The organism is Nonomuraea maheshkhaliensis, from assembly GCF_039529435.1.
Classification (GTDB): domain Bacteria; phylum Actinomycetota; class Actinomycetes; order Streptosporangiales; family Streptosporangiaceae; genus Nonomuraea; species Nonomuraea maheshkhaliensis.
Map to the genome: position 1 here is coordinate 16,523 of NZ_BAAAMU010000040.1, position 23,430 is coordinate 39,952.

Annotated in this window: 20 protein-coding genes and 2 pseudogenes; 10 read left to right on the forward strand and 12 right to left on the reverse strand. The window is 71.8% G+C overall.

Features of this window, described 5'->3' with window-relative positions; genetic code table 11:
• Nucleotides 1-56: 56 nt before the first annotated feature.
• The 6 genes from ABFX54_RS25835 to ABFX54_RS25860 form a co-directional block, all read right to left on the reverse strand.
• Nucleotides 57-626: a septum formation initiator family protein gene (locus tag ABFX54_RS25835; RefSeq protein WP_346108827.1), complete on the reverse strand. Its 570-nt coding sequence runs from the start codon at nucleotides 624-626 to the stop codon at nucleotides 57-59.
• A gap of 66 nt (nucleotides 627-692) precedes the next feature.
• Nucleotides 693-1,970, reverse strand: coding sequence for a phosphopyruvate hydratase (eno, locus tag ABFX54_RS25840; RefSeq protein ID WP_346108829.1), 1,278 nt, complete (start codon nucleotides 1,968-1,970; stop codon nucleotides 693-695).
• A gap of 126 nt (nucleotides 1,971-2,096) precedes the next feature.
• On the reverse strand, nucleotides 2,097-3,041 hold the full coding sequence (locus ABFX54_RS25845; protein WP_346108831.1) for a nucleoside triphosphate pyrophosphohydrolase: 945 nt from the start codon (nucleotides 3,039-3,041) through the stop codon (nucleotides 2,097-2,099).
• Between the two features lie 2 nt (nucleotides 3,042-3,043).
• On the reverse strand, nucleotides 3,044-3,649 hold the full coding sequence (locus ABFX54_RS25850) for a SurA N-terminal domain-containing protein (RefSeq protein ID WP_346108832.1): 606 nt from the start codon (nucleotides 3,647-3,649) through the stop codon (nucleotides 3,044-3,046).
• 30 nt (nucleotides 3,650-3,679) lie between these two features.
• A complete protein-coding gene (mfd, locus tag ABFX54_RS25855) occupies nucleotides 3,680-7,168 on the reverse strand; it encodes a transcription-repair coupling factor (RefSeq protein ID WP_346108834.1) in 3,489 nt (1,162 codons plus the stop codon).
• A gap of 94 nt (nucleotides 7,169-7,262) precedes the next feature.
• Nucleotides 7,263-7,649, reverse strand: a complete 387-nt coding sequence (locus ABFX54_RS25860) for a cupin domain-containing protein (RefSeq protein WP_346108836.1) — start codon at nucleotides 7,647-7,649, stop codon at nucleotides 7,263-7,265.
• A gap of 62 nt (nucleotides 7,650-7,711) precedes the next feature.
• On the opposite strand from ABFX54_RS25860, the gene ABFX54_RS25865 reads away from it, so the two are divergent.
• The 3 genes from ABFX54_RS25865 (at nucleotide 7,712) to ABFX54_RS25875 (ending at nucleotide 10,600) form a co-directional block, all read left to right on the forward strand.
• The gene (locus tag ABFX54_RS25865) at nucleotides 7,712-8,431 is read left to right on the forward strand and encodes a class I SAM-dependent methyltransferase (protein ID WP_346108838.1); all 720 of its coding nucleotides are present in this window, start codon (nucleotides 7,712-7,714) and stop codon (nucleotides 8,429-8,431) included.
• A 70-nt stretch (nucleotides 8,432-8,501) separates the two neighbouring features.
• On the forward strand, nucleotides 8,502-9,716 hold the full coding sequence (gene cysC, locus ABFX54_RS25870) for an adenylyl-sulfate kinase (RefSeq protein ID WP_428834566.1): 1,215 nt from the start codon (nucleotides 8,502-8,504) through the stop codon (nucleotides 9,714-9,716).
• Complete coding sequence (locus ABFX54_RS25875; protein WP_428834567.1) at nucleotides 9,704-10,600, forward strand: sulfite exporter TauE/SafE family protein; 897 nt, start codon at nucleotides 9,704-9,706, stop codon at nucleotides 10,598-10,600. Before cysC ends, ABFX54_RS25875 begins: the two co-directional genes overlap by 13 nt.
• On the opposite strand, the gene ABFX54_RS25880 is transcribed toward ABFX54_RS25875, so the two are convergent.
• Nucleotides 10,545-11,624, reverse strand: a complete 1,080-nt coding sequence (locus tag ABFX54_RS25880; protein ID WP_346108843.1) for a glycoside hydrolase family 26 protein — start codon at nucleotides 11,622-11,624, stop codon at nucleotides 10,545-10,547. The two genes, ABFX54_RS25875 and ABFX54_RS25880, sit on opposite strands and share 56 nt — an antisense overlap.
• 227 nt (nucleotides 11,625-11,851) lie before the next feature.
• On the opposite strand from ABFX54_RS25880, the gene ABFX54_RS25885 reads away from it, so the two are divergent.
• The 7 genes and pseudogenes from ABFX54_RS25885 to ABFX54_RS25915 all read left to right on the forward strand — a co-directional run bounded on the left by ABFX54_RS25885 (nucleotide 11,852) and on the right by ABFX54_RS25915 (nucleotide 18,281).
• A complete protein-coding gene (locus tag ABFX54_RS25885; RefSeq protein ID WP_346108844.1) occupies nucleotides 11,852-13,144 on the forward strand; it encodes a Wzz/FepE/Etk N-terminal domain-containing protein in 1,293 nt (430 codons plus the stop codon).
• Entirely contained in the window at nucleotides 13,141-14,406 is a 1,266-nt protein-coding gene (locus ABFX54_RS25890; RefSeq protein ID WP_346108846.1) for a hypothetical protein, read from the forward strand. Before ABFX54_RS25885 ends, ABFX54_RS25890 begins: the two co-directional genes overlap by 4 nt.
• On the forward strand, nucleotides 14,403-15,299 hold the full coding sequence (locus tag ABFX54_RS25895) for a hypothetical protein (RefSeq protein WP_346108848.1): 897 nt from the start codon (nucleotides 14,403-14,405) through the stop codon (nucleotides 15,297-15,299). Before ABFX54_RS25890 ends, ABFX54_RS25895 begins: the two co-directional genes overlap by 4 nt.
• 5 nt (nucleotides 15,300-15,304) lie before the next feature.
• Complete coding sequence (locus tag ABFX54_RS25900; protein ID WP_346108926.1) at nucleotides 15,305-16,150, forward strand: sulfotransferase domain-containing protein; 846 nt, start codon at nucleotides 15,305-15,307, stop codon at nucleotides 16,148-16,150.
• Nucleotides 16,138-16,743: a hypothetical protein gene (locus ABFX54_RS25905; RefSeq protein WP_346108850.1), complete on the forward strand. Its 606-nt coding sequence runs from the start codon at nucleotides 16,138-16,140 to the stop codon at nucleotides 16,741-16,743. Before ABFX54_RS25900 ends, ABFX54_RS25905 begins: the two co-directional genes overlap by 13 nt.
• Before the next feature lie 24 nt (nucleotides 16,744-16,767).
• Nucleotides 16,768-17,391, forward strand: a pseudogene (locus ABFX54_RS25910) (lipopolysaccharide biosynthesis protein); the annotation flags it as partial.
• Entirely contained in the window at nucleotides 17,388-18,281 is an 894-nt protein-coding gene (locus tag ABFX54_RS25915; RefSeq protein WP_346108852.1) for a sulfotransferase, read from the forward strand. The pseudogene ABFX54_RS25910 and the gene ABFX54_RS25915, both read left to right, overlap by 4 nt.
• A gap of 5 nt (nucleotides 18,282-18,286) precedes the next feature.
• Here ABFX54_RS25915 and ABFX54_RS25920 read toward each other — a convergent pair whose 3' ends face one another.
• The 5 genes and pseudogenes from ABFX54_RS25920 to cysD form a co-directional block, all read right to left on the reverse strand.
• On the reverse strand, nucleotides 18,287-19,090 hold the full coding sequence (locus tag ABFX54_RS25920; RefSeq protein WP_346108854.1) for a WecB/TagA/CpsF family glycosyltransferase: 804 nt from the start codon (nucleotides 19,088-19,090) through the stop codon (nucleotides 18,287-18,289).
• A gap of 89 nt (nucleotides 19,091-19,179) precedes the next feature.
• Nucleotides 19,180-20,208: a glycosyltransferase family 2 protein gene (locus ABFX54_RS25925; RefSeq protein ID WP_346108856.1), complete on the reverse strand. Its 1,029-nt coding sequence runs from the start codon at nucleotides 20,206-20,208 to the stop codon at nucleotides 19,180-19,182.
• Nucleotides 20,205-21,098, reverse strand: a complete 894-nt coding sequence (locus ABFX54_RS25930) for a sulfotransferase (RefSeq protein ID WP_346108857.1) — start codon at nucleotides 21,096-21,098, stop codon at nucleotides 20,205-20,207. The genes ABFX54_RS25925 and ABFX54_RS25930 overlap by 4 nt, the downstream gene beginning before the upstream one ends.
• A gap of 89 nt (nucleotides 21,099-21,187) precedes the next feature.
• Nucleotides 21,188-22,558, reverse strand: a pseudogene (cysN, locus tag ABFX54_RS25935) (sulfate adenylyltransferase subunit CysN); the annotation flags it as partial.
• Nucleotides 22,506-23,420, reverse strand: a complete 915-nt coding sequence (gene cysD, locus ABFX54_RS25940; RefSeq protein ID WP_346108859.1) for a sulfate adenylyltransferase subunit CysD — start codon at nucleotides 23,418-23,420, stop codon at nucleotides 22,506-22,508. The gene cysD and the pseudogene cysN, both read right to left, overlap by 53 nt.
• Nucleotides 23,421-23,430: the final 10 nt, after the last annotated feature.

A 23,430-nucleotide genomic window follows, 5' to 3' on the forward strand; every position in this document is an offset into this window, starting at 1 on the left:
GGGCTCGTCAAGCGGGCCGCCCCACCGGGCGCGCCCGCCGGGTCGCTCCGGCGGGCTCACCCGGCCGGCTGCTTGGTGGGCTGTCCGATGGCCGGGCCGGTGGGCTGCCCGGTCGGTTGTTCCGTGGGCTGCTTCGTGGGCTGCTTGGCGGGCTGCTTCGAGGGCTGCTTGGCGGGAGTCTCGTCGGACCCCCGACCCGGCCCCTGGGACGGCCCCTGGGACGGCTCAGCGGCCGTCACGGCCCTGCGTCCCGTGCCCTTGTCGGCGGCCTCCACCGACTCCCACAGGGTCTCGTACCACGGCGGCACGACCGCGGGCTGCTTCACCGCCGCCTGCTGCCTGCTCTGGTCGGGCTCCATCACCACGTAGCACTTCTCGCCGGGCCCGCAGTAGTGGAGCCGTTCCTTGGCCGTCTTCTTGATCCAGTTGGGGTCGTCGCTCTGCCGGTCTCGGGCCAGCAGGGCCTGCTTCTCCGCCTCGACCCTGGCCTTCTCCGCCCGCAGCTCGGAGATGCTGCGGCGCAGGCTGATGTACTCGCGCACCGGGTAGGCCAGGCTCATCGCGATCGCGCACACCACGACGGCCAGGATCGCGGCCCGCCCGGTCAGCTGCGGTCTCTTCGCCAAGTTGCTGCACACCCCCTCAAGTGCGGCTCGCGGCCGGGTCAGGGGCGCCGCGAGCCGTACTCGAAACTAGCGCCGAAAACGCGGGAACGCCGCGCGACCCGCGTAACGGGCGGCGTCATCGAGCAGCTCCTCGATGCGCAGCAGCTGGTTGTACTTCGCCACCCGGTCGGAGCGGGCGGGGGCGCCGGTCTTGATCTGGCCGCAGTTGACCGCGACGGCGAGGTCGGCGATCGTCGTGTCCTCGGTCTCGCCGGAGCGGTGGCTCATCATGCAGCGGTAGCCGCTGCGGTGGGCCAGGTCCACGGCGTCGAGGGTCTCGGACAGCGTGCCGATCTGGTTGACCTTGACCAGCAGGGCGTTGGCGGTGCCCTCCTTGATGCCGCGCTCCAGCCGCTCGGGGTTGGTCACGAACAGATCGTCGCCGACGAGCTGCACCTTGTCGCCGAGGGCCTCGGTGATGGCCTTCCAGCCGGCCCAGTCCTCCTCGTCGAGCGGGTCCTCGATCGACACCAGCGGGTAGTTGGCGACCAGGTCGGCGTAGAACTCGATGAGCTCCTGCGCCGACAGGCCCTTGCCGTCGATCGTGTAGACGCCGTCCTTGTGGAACTCGGAGGCGGCCACGTCGAGCGCCAGCGCGACGTCCTCGCCCGGCACGTAGCCGGCCCGCTCGATCGCGACGAGGATCAGGTCGAGCGCGTCGCGGTTGGAGGGCAGGTTGGGCGCGAAGCCGCCCTCGTCGCCCAGGCCGGTGGCGTAGCCCTTCTCCTTCAGCACGCCCTTGAGCGCGTGGTAGACCTCGGTGCCGACGCGCACGGCCTCGCGGAACGACTCCGCGCCGATCGGCGCGATCATGAACTCCTGGATGTCCACGTTGGTGTCGGCGTGGGCGCCGCCGTTGAGGATGTTCATCATCGGCACGGGCAGCACGTGCGCGTTGGGCCCGCCGACGTAGCGGAAGAGCGGCAGGTCGGCGCTGTCGGCGGCGGCCTTGGCCACGGCCAGCGAGACGCCCAGGATGGCGTTGGCGCCGAGCTTGGCCTTGTTGGGCGTGCGGTCCAGGTCGATCATGATCTGGTCGATGATGCGCTGGTCCTCGGCCTCGACCCCGTTGATCTCCTCGAAGATCTCGTCGGTCACGGCGAGGACGGCCTTCTCCACGCCCTTGCCGCCGTAACGCTTGCCGCCGTCACGCAGCTCGACCGCCTCGAACTGGCCGGTCGACGCCCCGCTCGGGACGGCCGCGCGGCCGCTGCTGCCGTCGTCGAGCACGACCTCGACCTCGACCGTGGGGTTGCCCCGGGAGTCGAGGATCTCGCGGGCGTATACGACCTCGATGGTAGCCACGGGATGCGCTCCTAAATCGAAAGGTGATATGCCGTCAGAGCCTATCGGTACGTCCGCCCGCCAGGGCTGCTCGGGCGTGCACCCGCGCGGTCTCCAGACGGCCCGTCGCGGCGAGCTCAGGCGGACTCAGTCGCTCGCCGACTCCCACGTGCGGACCCGTTCGCGGTAGGCCCGCGCCGCGGCCCGCAGCTCGGCCTCCGCGTCGAGCCCGGCCTCGGCGGCCCGCCGGACCAGGTCGAACAGCTCGCGCGCGACCCCCTGCCCGACGGCGGAGGAAAGCGACTCGGGCGCCCCCGCCCGCTCGGCCCTGCGCAGCAGCTGGGCGGCCAGCGACAGCGCCGGCTGGCCCATCGGCACCCCTTCGAGCACCGACTCGCGCCCCTTGGCGGCCCGCTCGGCCGCCTTGATGGCCTCCCAGTTGGCGTTGACCTCGTCGGCGCTCTCGGCGCGCACGGAGCCGAAGACGTGGGGATGGCGGCGGACGAGCTTCTCGACGATCCCGGCGGCCACGTCGTCCACGTCGAAGCCCTCGGCCACCCGCGCGTGGAAGACCACCTGCAGCAGCAGGTCGCCCAGCTCTTCGCGCAGCGCCGCGTGGTCGCCCTGCTCGATGGTCTCCAGCACCTCGTAGGCCTCTTCGAGCAGGTACGGGACCAGCGTCTCGTGCGTCTGCTTACGATCCCACGGGCACTCGGTGCGCAGCCGGTCCATCACGCCCACCAGGTCGAGCACCCGCGCCCCCGGCAGGTCGTACGACCCCGGCACGACCTCGATCACCGGCGGCTCGTCGAGCGCGACGGCCGCGTGTCCCACGCCCCGCATGAAGTCCTCGGCCTCGGGCTCGGACACCGGCGCCAGCCACACCACGGTCTCGGTGACCGCGCGCCGCGCCAGCGCGGGCGGGTCCGGCTCGACGACCTCGGCCTCGATCCCGGCCTCTGCCAGGTAGGGCAGCTGCGGATGGGCGGCCGAGCCGGTGAGCACAGGGCCCGAGCGCAATGCCTGCCAGGCCTGGTGGCTCAGCAGGCCCGGCGCGACCCTGGGCGAGGTGGTGACGACGATCAGCGGCACGGTCAGCCCTGCGGCTGCTGCTGCGGCTGTGCCTGCTCGATCTGCTTGCCGAATCTGCCGGCGTCGAGGAACAGCGCGGGGTTCTCCTGCGAGCGCTGCGGGTTGAGCACGCCGTAACGGGGGTTGAAAACCGCCTTGATGGAGGCGAACTCCTGGCCCAGCTTCTGCCGGCCCGCCTCGCCGCCGAACTGCTGCTGCAGCTTCGACAGGCCGACCATGATGCGACCGTAGTCGCGGGCGTCGTTGGGCGAGACGCCGTTGGCCAGCAGGTTGATCTGCGGCGACTCGAACTGGCCCGGGTCCTTGAGCGCGGCGTCGATCTCGGTCTCGCTCACCCGTATGTTGTAGCGGGCCATGAGCTGCTTGGAGATGCTCACGTTGACCAGGCGCTGCAGCACGACCTGGGTGGCCGGCACGCCCAGCGCCTGCTCGTCGAGCTGGTTCTGCTTCAGCGCGGCCAGGTAGGCCCGCGTGTCAGCGCTCAGCTTGCTCGTCGAGATGCGCTCGTTTCCCACCACGGCCGCGGCGCCCGCGTGCATGGGCGAGGAGCAGGCGGTCAGTCCTACGACCACCGCCGCGGCGGTCACAGCCACTCGTATCGACTTCACGTACGTCCCTTTCCGACCCGAAAACCGCCGCTAGCTTACCCGGGCGGGCTCGAGGAACATCGCCTCGACCAGATCGCCGCACCATTTGAGCAGGTCGAGGTCGCGTAGCGGCTGCCCGCCCAGCGGCTTGGTCTTCGGCACGGGCACCAGCAGCGTCTCCGCCGCCTGCTTGTATATCGCCTTCTTGTACAGCCGGTCGAGCCGGACCTGCTGCGACTCGCGCAGCCTGGCGGGGCCGAACTTGATGTTCTGGCCCTGCAGCGTGACGTCGGTCAGCCCGGCCGCGCGCGCCATGATCCGGAACCTGGCCACCTCCAGCAGGTTCTCCACCTCCACCGGCGGCCTGCCGTAGCGGTCGGTCAGCTCGTCGCGCACCTCGCCGATGTTGTCGGTGGAGACGATGGCGGCAATCCGCTTGTACGCCTCCAGCCGCAGCCGCTCGGAGGTCACGTAGTCGTGCGGGATGTGGGCGTTGATCGGCAGCTCGACCTTGACGTCGTGCTGCTCCTCCTGGACCTCGGCGCCGCTCAGCTTGGCCTTCTGTTCCTGCACGGCCTCGGCCATGAGCCGGACGTACAGGTCGAAGCCCACGCCGGCGATGAACCCCGACTGCTCGGCGCCCAGCACGTTGCCCGCGCCGCGGATCTCCAGGTCCTTCATGGCGACGTACATGCCGGCGCCCATCTCGGTGTGCTGCGAGATCGTGGCCAGCCGCTCGTGGGCGGTCTCGGTCAGCGGCTTCTCCGGCGGGTAGAGGAAGTAGGCGTAGCCGCGCTCCCTGCCCCGCCCGACGCGCCCGCGCAGCTGGTGGAGCTGCGACAGGCCGTAGTTGTCGGCCCGGTCCACGATCAGCGTGTTGGCGTTGGGCACGTCGAGCCCGGACTCCACGATCGTGGTGGAGACGAGCAGGTCGTACTCGCGTTCCCAGAAGCCGACCATGATCTTTTCGAGCTGGTGCTCGTTCATCTGCCCGTGCGCCACCGCGATGCGCGCCTCTGGCACCAGCTCGCGCAGCCGCGCGGCCACCCGGTTGATCGAGGCGACCCGGTTGTGCACGAAGAAGATCTGCCCGTCGCGCATCAGCTCGCGCCGGATCGCGGCGCCGATCTGCTTCTCCTCGTACGGCCCCACGAACGTGAGGATCGGATGCCGTTCCTCGGGCGGCGTGAGGATGGTGGACATCTCGCGGATGCCGGTCAGGCCCATCTCCAGCGTGCGCGGGATCGGCGTGGCGGACATGGCCAGGACGTCGACCTGCGTGCGCAGGTGCTTCATGGCCTCCTTGTGCTCGACGCCGAACCGCTGCTCCTCGTCGATGATGATCAGGCCGAGGTCCTTGAACCTGACCTCGGGGCTGAGCAGCCGGTGGGTGCCGATCACCACGTCGACCGCGCCCGACCTGAGCCCGTCGAGGGTGCCCTTGACCTCGCCGTCGGTCTGGAACCTGGAGACCGCCCTGATCGCGACGGGAAAGCTGGAGAAGCGCTCGGCGAAGGTGGACATGTGCTGCTGCACCAGCAGCGTCGTGGGCACCAGCACCGCGACCTGCTTGCCGTCCTGGACCGCCTTGAACGCCGCCCGCACCGCGATCTCGGTCTTGCCGTAGCCGACGTCGCCGCAGATCAGCCGGTCCATCGGGACGCCGCGCTCCATGTCGCGCTTGACCTCGTCGATGGCCTCCAGCTGGTCGCCGGTCTCGGCGTAGGGGAAGGCGTCCTCCATCTCGCGCTGCCAGGGCGTGTCCGTGCCGAACGCGTGTCCCGGCGAGGCCATGCGCGCGGAGTAGAGCCTGATCAGCTCGCCGGCGATCTCCTTGACCGCCTTCTTGGCGCGGGACTTGGCCTTGGCCCAGTCGGCGCCGCCCATGCGGTTGAGCGTGGGCGCCTCGCCGCCGACGTAGCGGGTGACCTCGTCGAGCTGGTCGGTCGGCACGTAGAGCCGGTCGCCCTTGGCGTATTCGATGACGAGGTATTCGCGGGTGGCGCCCTGCACCGTGCGCTGCACCATCTCGACGTAGCGGCCGACGCCGTGCTGCTCGTGCACCACGTGGTCGCCGACCTTGAGCTGCAGCGGGTCCACCATGTTGCGGCGGCGCGAGGGCAGCCGGCGCATGTCCTTCGTGGACGCCTTCTGCCCGACCAGGTCGAGGTGGGTGAGCACGGCCAGGCCGGGGGTGATGAAGCCGTGCTCGATCAGGCCGGTCGAGACGTGCACGACCTTGGCCTCGGGCGCCTTGTCCAGGAACTGGTGCAGCCTGGCGGGCACGTCGACGCCCTTGAGCAGCTCGACCATGCGCTCGGCCGGGCCGTGGCCCTCGCTGAGCAGCACGACGGCCTTGTCCTCGGCCAGCCAGCCCTTGATGTCGGCCAGCGCCTTGGCGGTGTCGCCCCGATATGCCTCGGAGTCGTGGGCGTCGAGCTCGACGCCGTTGCCGAAGGGCGCGATCGTCCACCACGGTTGCCCGAGCGCGTCGGCGTGGTCGCGGATCTCCTCCAGCGAGCGGAACGCGGCCGCGCCCAGGTCGATGGGCGCCTCGCCGCCGGCCGCCGCGTTGATCCATGAGGCTTCGAGGAACTCCTGCGAGGTGCGTACGAGCTCCTCCGCCCGGCCCCTGATCCGCTCGGGGTCGCAGACGAACACGGCCGACCTGACCGGCAGGTGGTCGAGCAGCAGGTCCATCTCGCCGGCCAGCACGGGCGCGAACGCCTCCATGCCCTCGACCGGCGTGCCGTCGGCGAGCTGGTCGAGCACCTCGGCCAGCGCCGGATGCTCCTCGGCCAGCTCGCGCGCCCGCCGCCTGACCTCGTCGTTCAGCAGCAGCTCGCGGCAGGGCGGCGCGAACAGGCCGTCTTCCGCCGCCTCCAGGGAGCGCTGGTCGGCCACCTTGAACCAGCGGATCTCCTCGACCGTGTCGCCCCAGAACTCCAGCCGCAGCGGATGCTCCTCGGTCGGCGGGAACACGTCGAGCAGCCCGCCGCGCACGGCCACCTCGCCGCGCTTCTCCACCATGTCCACGCGGTGGTAGCCGTTGGTGACCAGGTTGCCGACGACGTCGTCGAGGTCGGCGTCGTCACCGGCGCGCAGCCTGATCGGCTCCAGGTCGCCGAGGCCCTTCACGATCGGCTGCAGCAGCGCCCTGACCGGCGCCACGATCACGCTGAGCGGCCCGGCGGCGGTGTCGCCCTTGACCGGGTGGGCCAGCCTGCGCAGCACCGCCAGCCGCTGGCCGACGGTGTCGCTGCGCGGCGAGAGCCGCTCGTGCGGCAGCGTCTCCCAGGCCGGGAAGACCGCCACGGAGCCGGGCTCGATGAGGCTGGTCAGCGCGGCGGCGAGGTCTTCGGCCTCGCGCCCGGTCGCGGTGACGGCCAGCACGGTCCGCTGGTCGTGCCCGGCCAGCGCGGCCACGCCGAACGGGCGCAGCGCGGACGGCGCGATCAGCGCGACATCGCCGCCCTCTTCGAGAGCGGCGGTCAGCTTCGGGTCGGCGCGAACAAGGTCAAGTAGTCCGGAAAGACTCATCAGATACGCCCACAGCCCCACGACGGCAACACGACTACCCCCGGACGTGTCAGGTCGCGGGGGTCTCGTTCCAGACTACTCGCCGCTCCCGACCTCACTCGACCCGATAACCAGGCACGGACGGCCAGCGCACGGTCAGTACGGTGGACGGCTCCTCGGCGCGCCAGGAGTGGTCCACGCCCTTGCCCCAGACCACGTAGTCGCCCGGCTCGGCCAGCAGCACGCTGCGGCCCGGCAGCTCCACCCGGAACCGGCCGCTGATCAGGACGAGCAGGGCCGTGCGCGCCTCGCCCTGGACCCATTGCGCCCGCTCGTCGCCTTGCGGGTGCACGCCCCACTTGATCTCGACGTCGTCACTGTGGCGGGGGTCGCCGGGGGGCTTGAAGTGACCGAGCAACCAGCCGTGGTCGAGCGCGCCGTCCACACCGGCGTTGCCGACATAGACCTGCTCGTACACCCGCTCGTCGAGGTCATCGTTCACGGAGCAGGACGCTAGCAGGGAAATGCCTTACCGATCCGGCTCGATTGATTACTGTAGGTCACATGTCTGAGGTGCGATCGGTCGCCCAGCGAGGCGACCTCTTCGGTGAGCGGGTCCGCGAACACTGCGCGGTGCGGCCGGACAGGCGGCTCGACGTGCTGGTCGCCGGTTGCGCGCACGGTGAGCCCCTGGTGCTCGACCACGTCGAGACGCGGGCGACCGGGGTCGACGAGAACCATCCGGCGATCAGGAAGGTGGTGGCAGAGCGTGCCGACCTGGTGGCCTATTCGCTCGGCGACCTGCGCTCGGCGCCGCTGCCGCCGCGCGGTTTCGACGTCATCCAGCTGTCGTTCCTGCTGGAGCGGGTCAAGCACGCGGAGCTGGTGTTCGACCGGCTGCTGCTGGCGCTGCGGCCTGGCGGGCTGGTGCTGGTGCGCGTACGCGACCGCGGGTCGGCCTACGGGCTGCTCGACCGGATCACGCCCTCGTGGCTGCGCCGCCTGCTGTGGCGGGTCCTGGTGCCACCGGGCACGCCGGGCCCGTTGCCCAGGGTCTACGGGCCGCTGGCGTCGAGCGACGGGCTGCACGCGTTCTGCCTCAGCCGCGGCCTCATGATCACCGATGACGAGCGCACCACCAGCGGCCCGGCCCGCTCGCGCCGGCTCGGCGCCGCCGCGGTCGCGCTGATGTCGCGCCTGACCCACAACCGTTTCCCCGCCTCCCACGACGAGATCACGATGGTGATCAGGAAACCCCAGCACCACTTCGCCAGACTCATCTAGCGGCACACTGTCATCAGTCGGTATGCTCCTTTCCTACCAATTCAATCGGAATAGTTGGGATGTAGGAACCGTGGAGTGGACCCCCGACCCGCGCGAGCTGGCCGACCTCGAACTGCTGCTGTCGGGCGCGTTCGAGCCGCTGACCGGGTTCCTCGGCCACGACGACCTGCACACCGTCCACGAGCGCGGCACCCTCGCCGACGGCACCCGCTGGCCCGCGCCGGTCACCCTCCACCTGCCCGCCGACGTCTCACCCGGCGACGAGGTCACCCTGCTCGACCCCGAAGGCCTGCCGCTGGCCGTGCTGACCGTGACCGCCCACGAGCCCGACGGGCTCACCTCCGGGCCGATCAAGGGGCTCGGCACTCCTGAGCACGGCCCGTTCGCCCGCCTGCGACGCACCCCTGACCAGGTCAGGGAGGAGCTCGGCGGGCGGACCGCGCTCGCCGTCACCATGCGCGGCCCGCTCGACGACCTCTCCGAGATCGCCGACACCGCGAAAGAGCTCGACGCGGTGATCCTGCTGCTCCCCCTCGCGTACGGCGAGCCGGGCCCCGCCCTCGTCCGCGCCGCGCTGCGCGCCCAGGAACGCCTGCCCGCCGGCACCCTCGTGGTCCCCGTCCCCCTCGCGCCGCGCGACGAGCCCGAGATCGACCTGGAACTGCGCGAACACGTCGCCACCGCCTACGGCGCCACCGAACACCTGGCAGGACCCGACCCCGTGCACATCCCCGGCCCGCCGCACCGCCGCGGCCTGGTGGTCTTCTTCACCGGCCTGTCCGGCTCGGGCAAGTCCACGATCGCCCGCGGCCTGCGCGACGCGCTGCTCGAACTGGGCACCCGCACGGTGACCTACCTCGACGGCGACGTGGTGCGCCACCTGCTGTCCAAGGGCCTGACCTTCTCCAAGGCCGACCGCGACCTCAACATCCGCCGCATCGGCTTCGTCGCCGCCGAGACCGCCCGCCACGGCGGCCTGGCCATCTGCGCCCCGATCGCCCCCTACGCGGCCACCCGCGAGGAGGTGCGCGAGATGGTCGAGTCGGTCGGGGCCGACTTCCTGCTCGTGCACGTCGCCACGCCGCTGGAGGAGTGCGAGCGGCGCGACCGCAAGGGCCTGTACGCCAAGGCCCGCGCCGGCCTCATCCCCGAGTTCACCGGCGTCTCCGACCCCTACGAGGAGCCCGACGACGCCGACCTGGTGATCGACACCACCCACATCTCGATCGAGGCGGCCGTGTCCCGGGTGCTCGACACCCTGAAGGGCGGAGGGTGGGTTCGTTGATCGACTGGGCCCTGATCGCGGGCTCGTTCCTGGTCGCGATCGTGGTCGGGCTGACCGGGATGGGCGGGGGGGCCCTGATGACCCCGATGATGATGCTGTTCTTCAACGTCCCGCCGCTGGCCGCGGTCTCCAGCGACCTGGTGGCCTCGGCCGTGATGAAGCCGGTCGGCGGCGTCGTGCACCTGCGCCGGGGCACGGTCAACCTGCGACTGGTCGGCTGGCTGTGCGCGGGCTCGGTGCCGGCCGCGTTCTGCGGGGTGTTCCTGGCCAGGGCGTTCGCGGTGACCGACGGGGTCAAGTACGCCCTCGGCGTCGCCCTGCTGCTGGCCGTGGCGGGGATGGCGATCAAGTCCTGGCTCGCGTCCCGCCAGGAGGGCGGCGCGGCGAGCCCGCGGGAGATCGTCGTGCGCCCAATTCCGACCCTACTGGTCGGTACGGTGGGCGGCGTGGTCGTGGGCGTCTCCTCCGTGGGCTCGGGATCCCTGATCATCGTGGCCCTGCTCGTCCTCTACCCGGCGCTCAAGGCCAACCAGCTCGTCGGCACCGATCTGGTGCAGGCCGTGCCGCTGGTCGTCTCCGCCGCGCTCGGCCACCTGCTGTTCGGCGACTTCCGGATGGACCTCACGGTGTCGCTGCTCATCGGCTCGATCCCGGGCGTCTACCTGGGCGCCAGGATCTCCTCGCGGGCGCCGGGCAGCCTGATCAGGGCCCTGCTGGCGATCGTCCTGCTCGCCTCCGCGCTCAAGCTGCTCGGTGCGGGCGACGCGCTCACCGTCGGCGCGCTGGCGGCGGCGACGCTCGTGACCGTCACCGGCTGGAGGCTGCGGATCAGGGCCGCGGCACGGGCGTCGAGCGGAAGTACGGATCTCGAGCCAGCTCGCTGAACGCCTTGTCGGCCCCCGAGTCGGAGTCGAAGCTGGTGTCGCCGCGCGGGGCCTGCGGGGAGTCGAAGTAGAGCAGCGCCTTGATCTGCGGATACCGCTGGATCTGGGTGCGTACGGACTCGAAGAATCTTCGCTTGAACGCCCGGTCGCGCGGCCGCTCGAACACCCCCCACTCCGCCACCATGACTGGTTTGCCGGGGAAGCGCGCCTGCATCCACCGGTAGAAGCCGGGCCACTGCGGATATTCCTTGCGCGTCTTGTTGACGAGCCCGTCGAAGTCCTGGACGCGATCGTCGGCGTAGGGGTCCATCGCCACCCAGTCGACCACGTCGTCACCGGGGTAGAGGTCCTCGAACCAGGTCTCGGCCGCCCAGTTGGGCGCCCCCATGTACGTCATGACGACGACGGCGTTCCGCACGCCCCCGGCCCGCAGCCGCAGCACGACGTGGCGGAACATGGCGGCGTAGTCGGTGGCCTGCATGCCCGAGCCGGACGACGGGTCGACGTCGTTCTCCGGCTCGTGGTGCAGGGTGAGGAAGAACCGCTCGGGGAAGGTGCGCCGCAGGTGGGCGGCCAGCCGGTCGATCCTGGCGTCGAGCGCGCCGCCGGCGATCTCGGCCCAGGTGCGGTCGAGTGACGGCTTCCAGTTGATCATGAGCAGCCGCGGCCTGGCGGGATCGCGGGCCAGCCGTACCTCGGCCCCGGTGGGGAACAACTCGCTGCCCCGGTGATAGACGTGCACCACGTCGGCCGCCACGCCCATGCGCGACTCGGCCCCGTGCAGCGCCTGCTCCACCGGCGCGCCGGTGAACACCTCGGGCGCCATCCCCCACCACGCGCCGCACGACGGGATGAGCCTGGAGGTGGCGGTGCAGGCGGGCGAGCCCGCCTCCTTCACCGCGGGCGCCCCGGCCGGCGGCACCGCGCGTGAGCCCTCGGCGCTGGAGCAGGCGGTCAGTGCCGCGACCGCGGCCAGGATGACGCCGCGGAATGTTGCGTTTCGCGAAATTCCCCGTAGCTGCAAAGCCTTCCAACCCCTTCGTCGAACGACCCCCGCCTGTCACACCTGAACCTTGCCATGTCATTCCTGGAACTTCAGCCAGTGTGGAAGTCTCTCCAGTTCGTAGCCGCGAGGTGACGTTCCAAATTTCCCGAAATTTCCATTTATCGGGATGCTTCTATATGGCCTTTCCGGAGAAAATCTTGAGTATTCAGCCGGGCCAATTACCGGCCCGCCTATAGTGGGCGCTCATGAGCTCCGGCACCGACCTGGACGAGCATCTGTCGCTGCTGCGCCGGCGGTGGCTGCTCCTGGTGGGCTGCGTGGTCGTCGGCGGCACCGCGGGCCTCGCGCTCATGCGGCTCGTCCCGCCCGCCTACACCGCCACCACGCAGGTGCTGGTCATGCCGGTCGGCCCGCAGGAGCAGGCCAACCAGGTGACCAGCCGCCAGCGCGAGGCGCTCAACCTCGACACCGAGGCCCAGGTCGCGCAGTCGGCCGTGGTCGCGGCCAGGGCGGCCAGAGAGCTGGGCGCCGACGTGCTCGAACCGGCCGAGGTCTCCGTGCCGCCCAACTCGGCGGTGCTGTGGATCTCGGTGACCGCCGCCGACCCCACCGCCGCGGCCGCGCGGTCCAGGGCCTACGCGCGGGCCTACCTCGCCAACCGGCGCGAGAGCGCGCTGACCTCCATGGCCGAGCAGCAGGAAGCCGTGCTGAGCAAGCTCAAGCAGGTCAACGCCGGCATCGACGCGGTGATCAAGCAGCTCGGCACGCTGCCCAAGGGCGGTTCGGAGCACGCCATCGCCGCGCAGCGCCAGGGCGTGCTCAACCGGCAGGCGGCCAACCTGGCGCTCAAGTACGACGCGCTCAGGACCGTCGCCGTGACCCCGGGCTCCGTCATCAGCCAGGCCGTCCCGCCCGCCGAGCCCAGCTCCCCCAGCCTGCCGCTGCACCTCGGCACCGGGCTGATGGCCGGGCTGCTGGTCGGCTCGGCCGCCGCCTACGCCCGCGACCGCCTCGACACGCGGCTGCGGACCGCCGCCGACGTCGAACGCCTCACCGGCCTGCCCGTGCTCAGCGACCTGTCGGGCCCGCGCGAGCACGGCACGCTGCACGAGCTGGCCGGCGCCGTGGTCTCCGCCTGCCCGGGCAAGCGGCTGCTGGTCAAGGCCCTGCCCGCCGACCTGTACGCCTCCGCCCTGGCCGAGCCGCTGTCGATCAGCGCGCCGCTGGTCGTGCTCGACGGCTCCGACGTACGCGACCTGTCCAGGGCCGACGCCGCCGTGTTGCTGGTGGGGCTCGGCCTGGTGCGGGCCGGGGAGGTCACCGCCACCGTGACCCGGCTCGCCCGGCACGACGTTCCCGTCATCGGCGTGGTGACGGCGACCGACGCGGTGCCGTCGTTCGTACCCCTGCTGGAGCCGCTCCCGCACACCCCGCTCGGCAAGCTCGTCGCGACCGGCGAGCTGGAGCCGGGCACCGCGGCCGAGACCACCCCCATGCAGGCCCTCCACCACCCGCGGCGGCCGGGTCATCCGACGTGACGACGGCCGCGTGGCCCATCGCGGCGCTGCTGGTGGGCTACCCGATCTGGTGGGCGCTCGGGTTCGGCGGGCTGTCGGTGATCGTGCTGGCCGCGCCCATGGCGGTGCTGCTGTGGCGGCGCCGCCCGATCAGGGTGCCCCGGGGGTTCGGGCTGTGGGCGCTGCTGCTGGCCGGCTACCTGATCAGCGCGCTGATGCTGGCCGAGACGCCGCCGGGCACGTACGGCGAGCTCGGCGCCGGCCGGATCATCGGCTACGGCATGCGCCTGGCGCTCTACTGCTCGGCCCTGATCATGGTGCTCTACCTGGGCAATCTCACCGAGCGGGAGCTGCCGCAGCTGCGCCTGGTGCGCATGCTGGGCGTGCTGTTCGTCACCACGGTCGCGGGCGGGCTGCTCGGCGTGTTCCTCCCCGCCTTCTCCTTCACCTCGCCGCTGGAGCTGGTGCTGCCCGAGTGGATCAGCGGCAACTCGTTCGTGCGCAACCTCATCCATCCCACCGCCGCCCAGACGCAGAAGGTGCTCGGCTTCGCCATGCCGAGGCCGGAGGCGCCGTACGAGTGGGCCAACGCCTGGGGCAGCAACGCCTCGGTGCTGCTGGTCTGGTTCGTGGTCGGCTGGTGGGTGCACGGCGGGACGCGGCACCGGGTGTTCGTCGCGGTGGTGCTGGCCCTGGCCGCCATCCCGATCGTGTACTCGCTCAACCGCGGCCTGTGGATCGGGCTCGGCCTGGCCGTGCTGTACGTGATCGTCCGCGTCGGAGGGCGCACCAGGGTCGCGCTCTGCGGGGCGGTGGTGGCGGCGGCGCTGGCGTTCACGCTCAGCCCGCTGGCCGGCCTGGTCACGCAGCGGCTGGACCGGCCCCACTCCAACGACATCCGTGCCTTCACGATCTCCGCGACCCTCGCCGCCGCCGGTCACTCACCCGTCATCGGCTACGGCAACACCCGCAACGCCCTGGGCAACCACCGCTCGATCACCACGGGCAAGACCGGCTGGTGCGACACCTGCGGGCATCCGCCGCTGGGCAGCGACGGGCAACTCTGGCTGCTGATCATCACGCAGGGGTTCACGGGGGCGGCCCTCTACGTGGCGTTCTTCCTGGGGGCGATCCGCCGCCACTGGCGCGACCGCAGCCCCGTCGGGCTGGCCGGGGTGCTCGTGATGGGGCTGGTGCTGCTCTACATGTTCGTCTACGACGGCCTGGTCACGCCGCTCAGCCTGTATCTCGTCTCGTTCGCCCTCCTGTGGAGGAACTCATGAACGACTCCGCCGTCCGTCTCGGCTACCTGGAGGAGACCGTGCGGCTGCTGTATCCGGGGGGCGGGCCCGCGCGGGCGTACACGCTGCTGCCGCACGCCCGCGTGCCGCGCCGGCTGGCGCCGCGCCGCTGGTGGCACATGGGGGCGCGGATCGCCGTGCCGGTCGAGGACTCCATCGCCACGTACCTGAGCGAGGTGTTCGAGCGGCCGGTGGAGACCGTTCTTCACGTACGTCCCGCGCTGCGGGCCAACCGCAAGCCCGTCCTGGAGGCCCGCTGCGGCGGGCGGCGGCTGGCGTTCGTGAAGATCGGCGACACCGCGCGGGCCCGCGCGCTGGTCACGGCCGAGGCGGCGGCGCTGCGCCGGCTGGCCGGGCTGGCCCTCGACACCGTCACCGTCCCCACGGTGCTGCACCACGGCGACTGGCGCGGCCTGTCGGTGCTGGCCCTGTCACCGCTGCCGGTGCGGCGCGGCCGGGTCCCCGAGCGGCTGCTGCTGGACGCGATCAAGGAGATCGCCGGCACCGGCGGCCCGCGCCCGGCCTGGCACGGCGACTTCTCCCCGTGGAACCTCGGCAACGCCCCCGACGGGCGGCTGCTGGTGTGGGACTGGGAGCGGTACGAGATCGGCGTCCCCTACGGGTTCGACGCCGTGCACCACCTCTTCCAGCGGGCGCTGCGCAGGATGGCGCCGCCTGTCGCGGCCCGCGCGTGCGTGGCCCGCTCCGTACGGACGCTCGCGCCCCTCGGACTGGCCGCCGCGGCGGCCAAGCAGACCGCCATGCGCTACCTCATCGCCCTGGCCGATCGGCACGCCGCCGACGGCCACACCCCGCTCGGGCCGCCGGAGTCCTGGCTCAACCCGGCCGTCGACCACGAGGAGCTGCTCACGTGAAGACCATGAAGCGATCGGTGCTGTCACTGTCGCTGGCCACCGGCCGGATCACCTCCGGCGCCCGCCTGCTGCCGTCGTTCCTGATCACGGGCGCGCAGCGGTGCGGCACCACGTCGCTCTACCGGGCCCTGGCCCAGCATCCGCTGCTGCTCAAGCCGGTGCTGCGCAAGGGGGTGCACTACTTCGACGTCGGCTACGAGCACGGCCTGAACTGGTACCAGTCGCACTTCCCGCTGCGGATGAGCGCGGCTCTGCTCGGCCACCGGTACGGCAGCCGAGCCCACGCCTACGAGTCCTCCCCCTACTACCTGTTCCACCCGCTGGCCGGCGAGCGTATCGCCGCCGACCTGCCCGGCGTCAAGCTGATCGTGCTGGTCCGCGACCCGGTCGAACGGGCCTGCTCCGCCCACGCCCACGAGCTGGCCAGGGGCTTCGAGACGGAGTCGCACTTCGAGCGCGCCCTGGAGCTGGAGGCCGAGCGCCTGGCCGGGGCCGACGACCTGCTCAGGCAGTCCCCGTACGCGCTGCACCACTCCCACCGCCACCACGCCTACCTGGCCAGGGGCCGCTACGCCGACCAGCTCGACCGGCTGGAGCCGCTGATCGGCCACCAGCGCATCCTCGTGCTCGACAGCCACCGCTTCTTCACCGATCCCGAGGCGGCCTACGATCGGGTGCTGGAGTTCCTGCGGGTGCCGCACGTGGGCTATCCGGTGTTCGAGCGGCACAACGGGCGCTCGCTGCCGCGCCGGGTGCCGAAGGAGCTCGCCCGGACCTTGCGGGAGCGCTTCGAACCTTACGACGCGCGGCTGACGCGATGGCTGGGCGGTGAGCCCTCGTGGCGGCGGTGACCTTCCGCAGGGGGCTGGCCGGGGTCAGCGGGGCCGCCATCAGCGCGCTCGCCCAGTTCGTCCTCGTGGTGGTGGTGACCAGGGCGTATCCGGCGGCCGAGGCCGGCGGCTTCTTCACCGCGACCGCGCTCGCGCTCATGGTGGCGGGCGTCGCCAAGCTGGACGCGGGCAACGGGCTCATCTACTTCATCGCGCGAGCCAGGACGTACGGCTATCGCGGCATCTCCGGCTACCTGCGGGCGGCGCTCGTGCCCTGCGTGCTGGTGGCGGCGGGGGCGGCGGTCGTGCTGTACCCGCGCATCGGGCCGCTGGCCGCGCTGCTGCCCGTCATGGTGGTGGTGGACGTGCTGCTGGCCGCCACCCGGGGGTTCGGGTCGCTGCGGCCCACCGTGCTGCTGGACGGGATGCTGGTGCCGGCCTGCCAGCTCGTGCTGGTGGCCGCTTCGGCGCTGGCCGGGACGCCGGCCTCGTGGCTGCCGGTGGCGTGGGGGGCTCCGTACCTGCCCGCGCTGGTGCTGGCCGCGGCCGGGCTGCGGGGGCGGGCGCCGCGCACGGCGTACCTGCCGGGGACCGGGCGGGACCTGTGGCGCTAGGGCCCGCCGCGCTCGGCCGCCAGCGCCATCCAGGCGGTGTTCCAGCGGATGGACATCGTCGTCGTGGCCGTGCTCGCCGGGCCCGCGCCGGCCGCCGTCTACACGGCCGCGACCCGGTTCAAGGTGGTCGGGCAGCTGGCCAACCAGGGGCTGGCGCAGGCGGTGCAGACGGGGCTGGTCAGGGCGCTGGCCGCGGGCGAGCGGGAGCGGGCCGGGGAGCTGTACCAGGCGGCCACCGTCTGGCTGGTGCTGCTCACCTGGCCGGTGTGGCTGGCCTACGCCGGGCTGGCTCCGTGGATGCTGCGGCTGTTCGGGCCGTCGTACGGCTCCGCCGTGCCCGTGGCGCTGGTGCTGGCCGGGACGATGATGGTGGCCACCGCCTGCGGGATGGTGGACGTCGTCCTGACCGCCGCCGGGCATACCGGCACGAGCCTGCTCAACCTGCTGGCCGCCGTCGGCTGCACCGTGCTGCTCGACCTGGCGCTGGTCCCCGCCCACGGGGCGCTCGGAGCGGTGGCCGGCTGGTCGGCAGGCGTGCTGGTGAAGAACCTGCTCCCCCTGTGGCAACTGCACCGCCGCTACGGGCTGCACCCCTTCGGCCGCCACACCCGCGCGGCCCTGCGCGTACGCGGCTGGGCGGCGGCATGACAGTGCTGGTGACGGGGCTGCCGCGGAGCGGGACGAGCTGGACGGGCAAGATGCTCGCCGCCGGCGGCGACCTGGTCTACGTCAACGAGCCGCTCAACCCCCAGCACCCTCCCGGCCGCTGCCCCGGGGTGCTGTCCGCCCAGGTCACTCACCGGTTCCAGTACATCTGCGACGACAACTCCGACCTCTGGCTGCCCGCCTTCCGCGACACGGCGGCCCTGCGGTACCGGTGGCTGGCCGAGCTGCGCGCGAACCGGTCCCCGTACGATCTGGCGCGCCTGCTCCGCTACGGCACCGCCTTCGCCCTCGGCCGCCTGGCCGGGCGGCGGGCGCTGCTCGACGACCCGTTCGCGGTGCTGAGCGCGGGCTGGTTCGCGCGCCGGCTCGGCTGCCGGGTCATCGCCCTCGTGCGGGATCCGGTGTCGTTCGTGGCCAGCTGGGAGCGGCTGGGCTGGACGGTGTACTTCCACGAGCTGCTCGAACAGCCGCTGCTCGTCCGCGACCATCCCGAGTTGCTGGAGCTGCGGGCGCTCGTCGGCTCCCAGGACCGGCTGGCCAAGGCGGCGGCGCTGTGGCGGGTGACCCGGGCGATCCTGGAGCGCACGCCGGGCATCCTGGTCACGTCGTACGAGTCGCTGGCCGCCGACCCGGTGCCCGCCTTCCGGCACCTGTACGCGTACGCCGGGCTGCCCTGGACCCCCGCCGCCGAACGCCGCATCACGAGAGCCTGCTGCCACGAGGCGGGCGAGGGCGCGAAGTCCGGCTTCGCCTGGTCGGGTTTGTCGCGTACGGCCTACCGCCCGATGAACTCCCGCCGCGCCCTGTCGGAGGGCCCCCGCGGCCTCACCCCGGACCAGGCCACCCGCGTCCGCACCCTGACGGGGACCTGACTCCGCTACGGCGAGCTGAGTCGCTCCGGGCGGCGGCGGCCCAGCGTGAGGCGATGACGAGGGTGCCTAAGTGCGCGGAGGCCGCTTCTGAGGCGGACGGTCAGGCAGCCGGCGAGCAGGCCCGCCGCGAACGGCAGGTCGTCGATCAGGTAGCGACGCGCCAGCCGCCCCGGCTCGGTGAGGAGCCGGAACGCCCACTCCAGCCCGGCCCGCCGCAACCACTCAGGGGCCCTGGCCACAGTGCCCGCGGCGAAGGCGATGGCCGCCCCGCAGCCCACGAACCACGCCTGCGGCAGCTCGTCCCGCAGGGAGGCGATGAGCCGGTCCTGGCGAGGGAAGCCGAGGCCGACGAAGACGATCCTGGGCCGGGCGGCGACCACCTTGCGGCGGGCGCGGTCGATCCCTTCGGGGGTGGCGTCGAAGCGGTAGGGCGGCGCGTCGACCCCGCACACCCGTAACCCGGAGTGGCGCCGCCTGAGTGCGCCGGCCGCCTTCCTGGCCACGCCGGGCGGGCCGCCGAGCAGGTAGACGGGCCAGCCACGGCGGGCGGCGAGCCCGCTCAGCGACCAGATGAGATCGGCCCCCGTGACCCGTTCCGGCACCGGCGTGCCGAGCAGCCTGGCGGCCCACACCAACGGCATCCCGTCGGGGACGACGAGCTCGGCCGAGCACACCAGCCGCTGCAGCTTGGGGTCGGCGGCGACGGCCCGGCAGATGTCCACATTCGGGGTGACAATCCGCCCGCCCCGGCCGACCTCCAGAGCCGCGGCCACCCGCGCAACGACCTCCGCCTCCGTCAACGCATCCACCCCCACGCCACCCACGACCACCCGCCCGTCACCAGTCCTCCGCCGCGACGCCTCACCGCTCCCCCGCGGCGCGTCGTCCTGCGACGGGATCAAATGCCGTGTCCGCGGGTGTGCAGGGCCGACAGCACCGTGGGCGCGGAGACGAGCCCGGCCGCCACCGCGAGCTCGATCGGGGCGCGTGGCTCGCGGGGCCGGGTCGTGAAGGCGCGGGCGGCCCAGCGGACGGCCGCGCGCCGTCGCCCGAGGGCGGCGTGGCCGAACGCCAGCTGACCGTAGACCCGTGCCGCGCCGCACGGGTCCACGGCCAGTTCCGGATGCCGGGCGAGCATCCACTCCAGCCCGGCGATGCGGTCCGCCCACCGGGCGGCGTAGTGGGACCCGGCCCAGCGCACGAGCACAAGCGGCCGGTCGATGTGGACGAGCGGCCGCCGCTTGGCGGCGCGTAGCGCCAGGTCCCAGTCTTCGTTCTGTCCTTCGGGGGCGCTCTCGTCGGGCCGGAGCTCGCCGCGCCGGAACAGAAAGGTCGACGAGTGCACCATCACCATCCGCGACCGGATCAGGTCGGCCGCGGTCACGGAGGAGACACCGGCGAGGCGGGCCACGCGATGGCCGCGGTGCTCCACCTCGATGCCGCAGCTGGCGAACTCGCCGTCGCCGTCACGCAGGGCGCGGATCTGGGCGGTGAGCTTGCCGGGCAGCCACACGTCATCGTCGTCGCAGAAGGCGATCAGCCCGGTGTCGCAGGCGTCGATCCCGCTGTTACGCGCGCCGGGAAGGCCAGGGGTGCGCGTGTTGCGCAGAACACGCACCGTCCGCTCCGCCCCGCCCCGCTGCCCAGCGGGTCGCCCGCCCGATCGCTCAGCCAACCGCTCGTCCAGCAGCCCGGCCGACGGCTCGTCCGATTGCCCGGCCGACAACTCGTCCGATTGCCCGGCCACGTGCACGCCCGGCAGCCCGGCCAGTTGCCTCGTCACCTCAAGGGCACTGACGCCGTCCGCCACCACGACCACGTCGAGCCGCCCGGCGTGCTCCTGGCCGAGCACCCCCGCCACGGCCTCGCGCAACGGCCCCGGGCGGTCGCCCCGGGTCGGGACGATCACCCCCACCGAGGGCGTCACGCCGCCCCCCGATACCCGTAACGCGCCCGCAGCGGCCACGTGAGGGCGCTGACCACGCGCCGGTCCGCCTCGGGCAGCCGCGCCCGCCACATGTCGTCGTGGCACAGCACGATCTGCCCCACGTGGAAGCGCATCGGATTGCCCGACACCGTGTGGGAGTGGCCGAGCCAGGCGGTGCGTCCGTGCAGGAAGGGCAGCTCGGGCTCGGGCAGCCCGAGCTGGAACGCCAGCGCCCGCAGGGTGTCGCCGGGCGCGGCGACCAGGTCCTCGTACCGGATCCTGGTCACGCGGGCCCTGCGCATGGGCAGGAGCGAGAGCGCGGCGTTCTGCGCCGTCCAGTGGACGGCGGTGCGGGCCGGGCTCCAGCGGGTCATCGGCCGCCCGTCCTCGGGCCGCCGCACGGTCCTGCTCCAGGAGTGGGCCACCGCGCGCGGGTCGCGCACCACGTGCACGATCTTCAGGTCGACCCCGCCGGCGATCAGGCAGCGGGCCAGCGAGGCGTGCTTGCTGGAGTCGACGACGACCGGCGCGCCGGTCGCGTCGTAGAGCTGCCGGTACGCCCGCACGTATTCGGCCAGATCGGGATGGCCGATCCGGGGGATTCTGCGGGTGCGGTCGATCCTAGCTCTCAATCTCAGGATCCGTTCTGCCGCCCCTCGCGTCCAGCCACCAAAGGCGCGCTCCCCCACGAAGCGCCAAAATGGACACGAAGGGAAGGACGCACCGCACCCGCAGAGCTCTTCCGCGAGAACCCCGCGCTCCCACAGATGCACCACCTCGCCGAGCGCCACCACGCCGGGAAGCTCACCGAGGAGCCGCTCCAGCAGCGTGGTGCCGCTGCGTCCGAGGCCGCCCAGGTAGATCACCTGGGCGTGCGTGCTGTCTGTCACGGGGCAGGGCCTTCGCGTCGTCAACTACCGAACGCGACGACCCTAGCGCGCAGAGTAATCGGCGGGTAAGGGAACCCCAAAAGATCTACCTAGCTGGCGTCCATGATCATGCCGGCGCCGACGGTGCCGTTCGTGGCCTCGTCCACGAGGATGAAACCGCCGGTCAGCCGGTTGCGGGCATAGTCGTCCACGAACATCGGCTGCGTCACCCGCAGCGACACGCGCCCGATCTCGTTGAGGCCGAGCGAGGTGGCCTCCTCGTCCCTGTGCAGGGTGTTGACGTCGAGCCGGTAGTGCAGGTCACGCACCATGGCGCGGGCCGTACGGGTCGTGTGCTTGATCGTCAGCTTCGAGCGCGGCGTCAGCTTGACCCCGTCGGCCATCCAGCAGACCATCGCCTGCAACTCCTGGGCGACCTGCGGCTGGTTGTTGGGCCTGGCGATCATGTCGCCGCGCGAGATGTCGAGGTCGTCCTCGAAGCGCAGCGTCACCGACATGGGCGGGAACGCCTCCTCCACCGGCCCGTCGAAGGTGTCGATGGAGGCGATCCGCGTGGTCAGGCCCGAGGGCAGGTGGACGACCTCGTCACCGGGCTTGAGCACGCCGCCGGCCACCTGGCCCGCGTAGCCGCGGTAGTCGTGGAAGGCGTGGTCGGTGGCCCGCTGCGGGCGGATCACGTACTGGACGGGGAAGCGCACGTCGACCAGGTTGCGGTCGGAGGCGATGTGCACGTTCTCCAGGTGGTGCAGCAGCGAGGTGCCGAGGTACCAGGGCATGTTCTCCGAACGGGAGACCACGTTGTCGCCGTTGAGCGCGGAGATCGGGATGAAGGTCAGGTCGGTGACGTTCAGCTTGGACGCGAACGCCGTGAACTCCTCCCTGATCTCCTCGAAGCGCTCACGCGAGTAGCCGACCAGGTCCATCTTGTTGACGGCCAGCACCAGGTGCGGGACGCGCAGCAGCGAGGTCAGGAACGCGTGCCTGCGCGACTGCTCCAGCACGCCCTTGCGCGCGTCGATGAGGATGATCGCCAGGTCGGCCGTGGAGGCGCCGGTGACCATGTTCCTCGTGTACTGGATGTGGCCGGGCGTGTCGGCGATGATGAACTTGCGGCGCGGCGTCGCGAAATAGCGGTACGCCACGTCGATCGTGATGCCCTGCTCCCGCTCGGCCCGCAGGCCGTCGGTCAGCAGCGACAGGTCGGTGTATTCGGTGCCGCGGTCGCGCGAGGTGCGTTCGACGGCTTCGAGCTGGTCCTCGAAGATCGCCTTGGAGTCGAAGAGCAACCGTCCGATGAGGGTGGACTTGCCGTCGTCGACGCTTCCCGCCGTGGCAAAGCGAAGGATGTCCATTAGCTGTGACCTTCGAAAGTAGACGCCGTCTGAGTGACTGGTACGGACGGTTCCATCAGAAGTAGCCCTCGCGTTTCCGGTCCTCCATGGCGGCCTCGGAGGCGCGGTCGTCGGCCCTGGTGGCGCCGCGCTCGGTGATCCGGGTGGCCGCGATCTCCTCGATGATCTCCTCCACCGTGGCGGCCGAGGACTGCACGGCGCCCGTGCAGGTCATGTCGCCCACCGTGCGGTAGCGCACCACCGACTCGAACAGCGGCTCGTCGTCGCCGCGCTGGACGACGTCGGAGTCGGGCAGCAGCATGCCGTCGCGCTCGAAGACCTTGCGGGTGTGGGCGAAGTAGATGGAGGGGATCTCGATGCCCTCGCGCCTGATGTAGTCCCAGACGTCGAGCTCGGTCCAGTTGGACAGCGGGAAGACGCGGATGTGCTCGCCCTTGCGGATGCGCGAGTTGTAGAGGTTCCACAGCTCGGGGCGCTGGTTCTTCGGATCCCACTGCCCGAAGTCGTCGCGGAAGGAGAACACCCGCTCCTTGGCCCTGGCCTTCTCCTCGTCGCGCCGCGCGCCGCCGAACACCGCGTCGAACTCGTGCTCCTCGATCGCGTCGAGCAGCGTGGTGGTCTGCAGGCGGTTGCGCGAGGCGCGCCGCCCGGTGTCCTCCACGACCCGGCCCTGGTCGATGGAGTCCTGCACGCTGGCCACGATCAGCCGCGCGCCCAGCTCGGCCGAGCGGCGGTCGCGGAACTCGATGACCTCGTCGAAGTTGTGGCCGGTGTCGACGTGCATGAGCGGGAACGGGATCGGCGCGGGCCAGAAGGCCTTCTCCGCGATGCGGAGCATCACGATCGAGTCCTTGCCTCCGGAGAAGAGCAGACACGGACGCTCGAACTCGGCCGCCACTTCGCGCATGATGTGGATGGCCTCTGCTTCGAGCACGTCGAGCTGCGACGTCGTGTAGTCGCGCTGGAGCATGGGAGCTTTC

Coding starts and splice junctions, on each gene's coding strand:
- mfd (WP_346108834.1), bottom strand. CDS start 7,168: ATGAGTCTTTCCGGACTACTTGACCTTGTTCGCGCCGACCCGAAGCTG.
- ABFX54_RS25865 (WP_346108838.1), top strand. CDS start 7,712: ATGTCTGAGGTGCGATCGGTCGCCCAGCGAGGCGACCTCTTCGGTGAG.
- ABFX54_RS25885 (WP_346108844.1), top strand. CDS start 11,852: ATGAGCTCCGGCACCGACCTGGACGAGCATCTGTCGCTGCTGCGCCGG.
- ABFX54_RS25895 (WP_346108848.1), top strand. CDS start 14,403: ATGAACGACTCCGCCGTCCGTCTCGGCTACCTGGAGGAGACCGTGCGG.
- ABFX54_RS25900 (WP_346108926.1), top strand. CDS start 15,305: ATGAAGCGATCGGTGCTGTCACTGTCGCTGGCCACCGGCCGGATCACC.
- ABFX54_RS25915 (WP_346108852.1), top strand. CDS start 17,388: ATGACAGTGCTGGTGACGGGGCTGCCGCGGAGCGGGACGAGCTGGACG.
- cysD (WP_346108859.1), bottom strand. CDS start 23,420: ATGCTCCAGCGCGACTACACGACGTCGCAGCTCGACGTGCTCGAAGCA.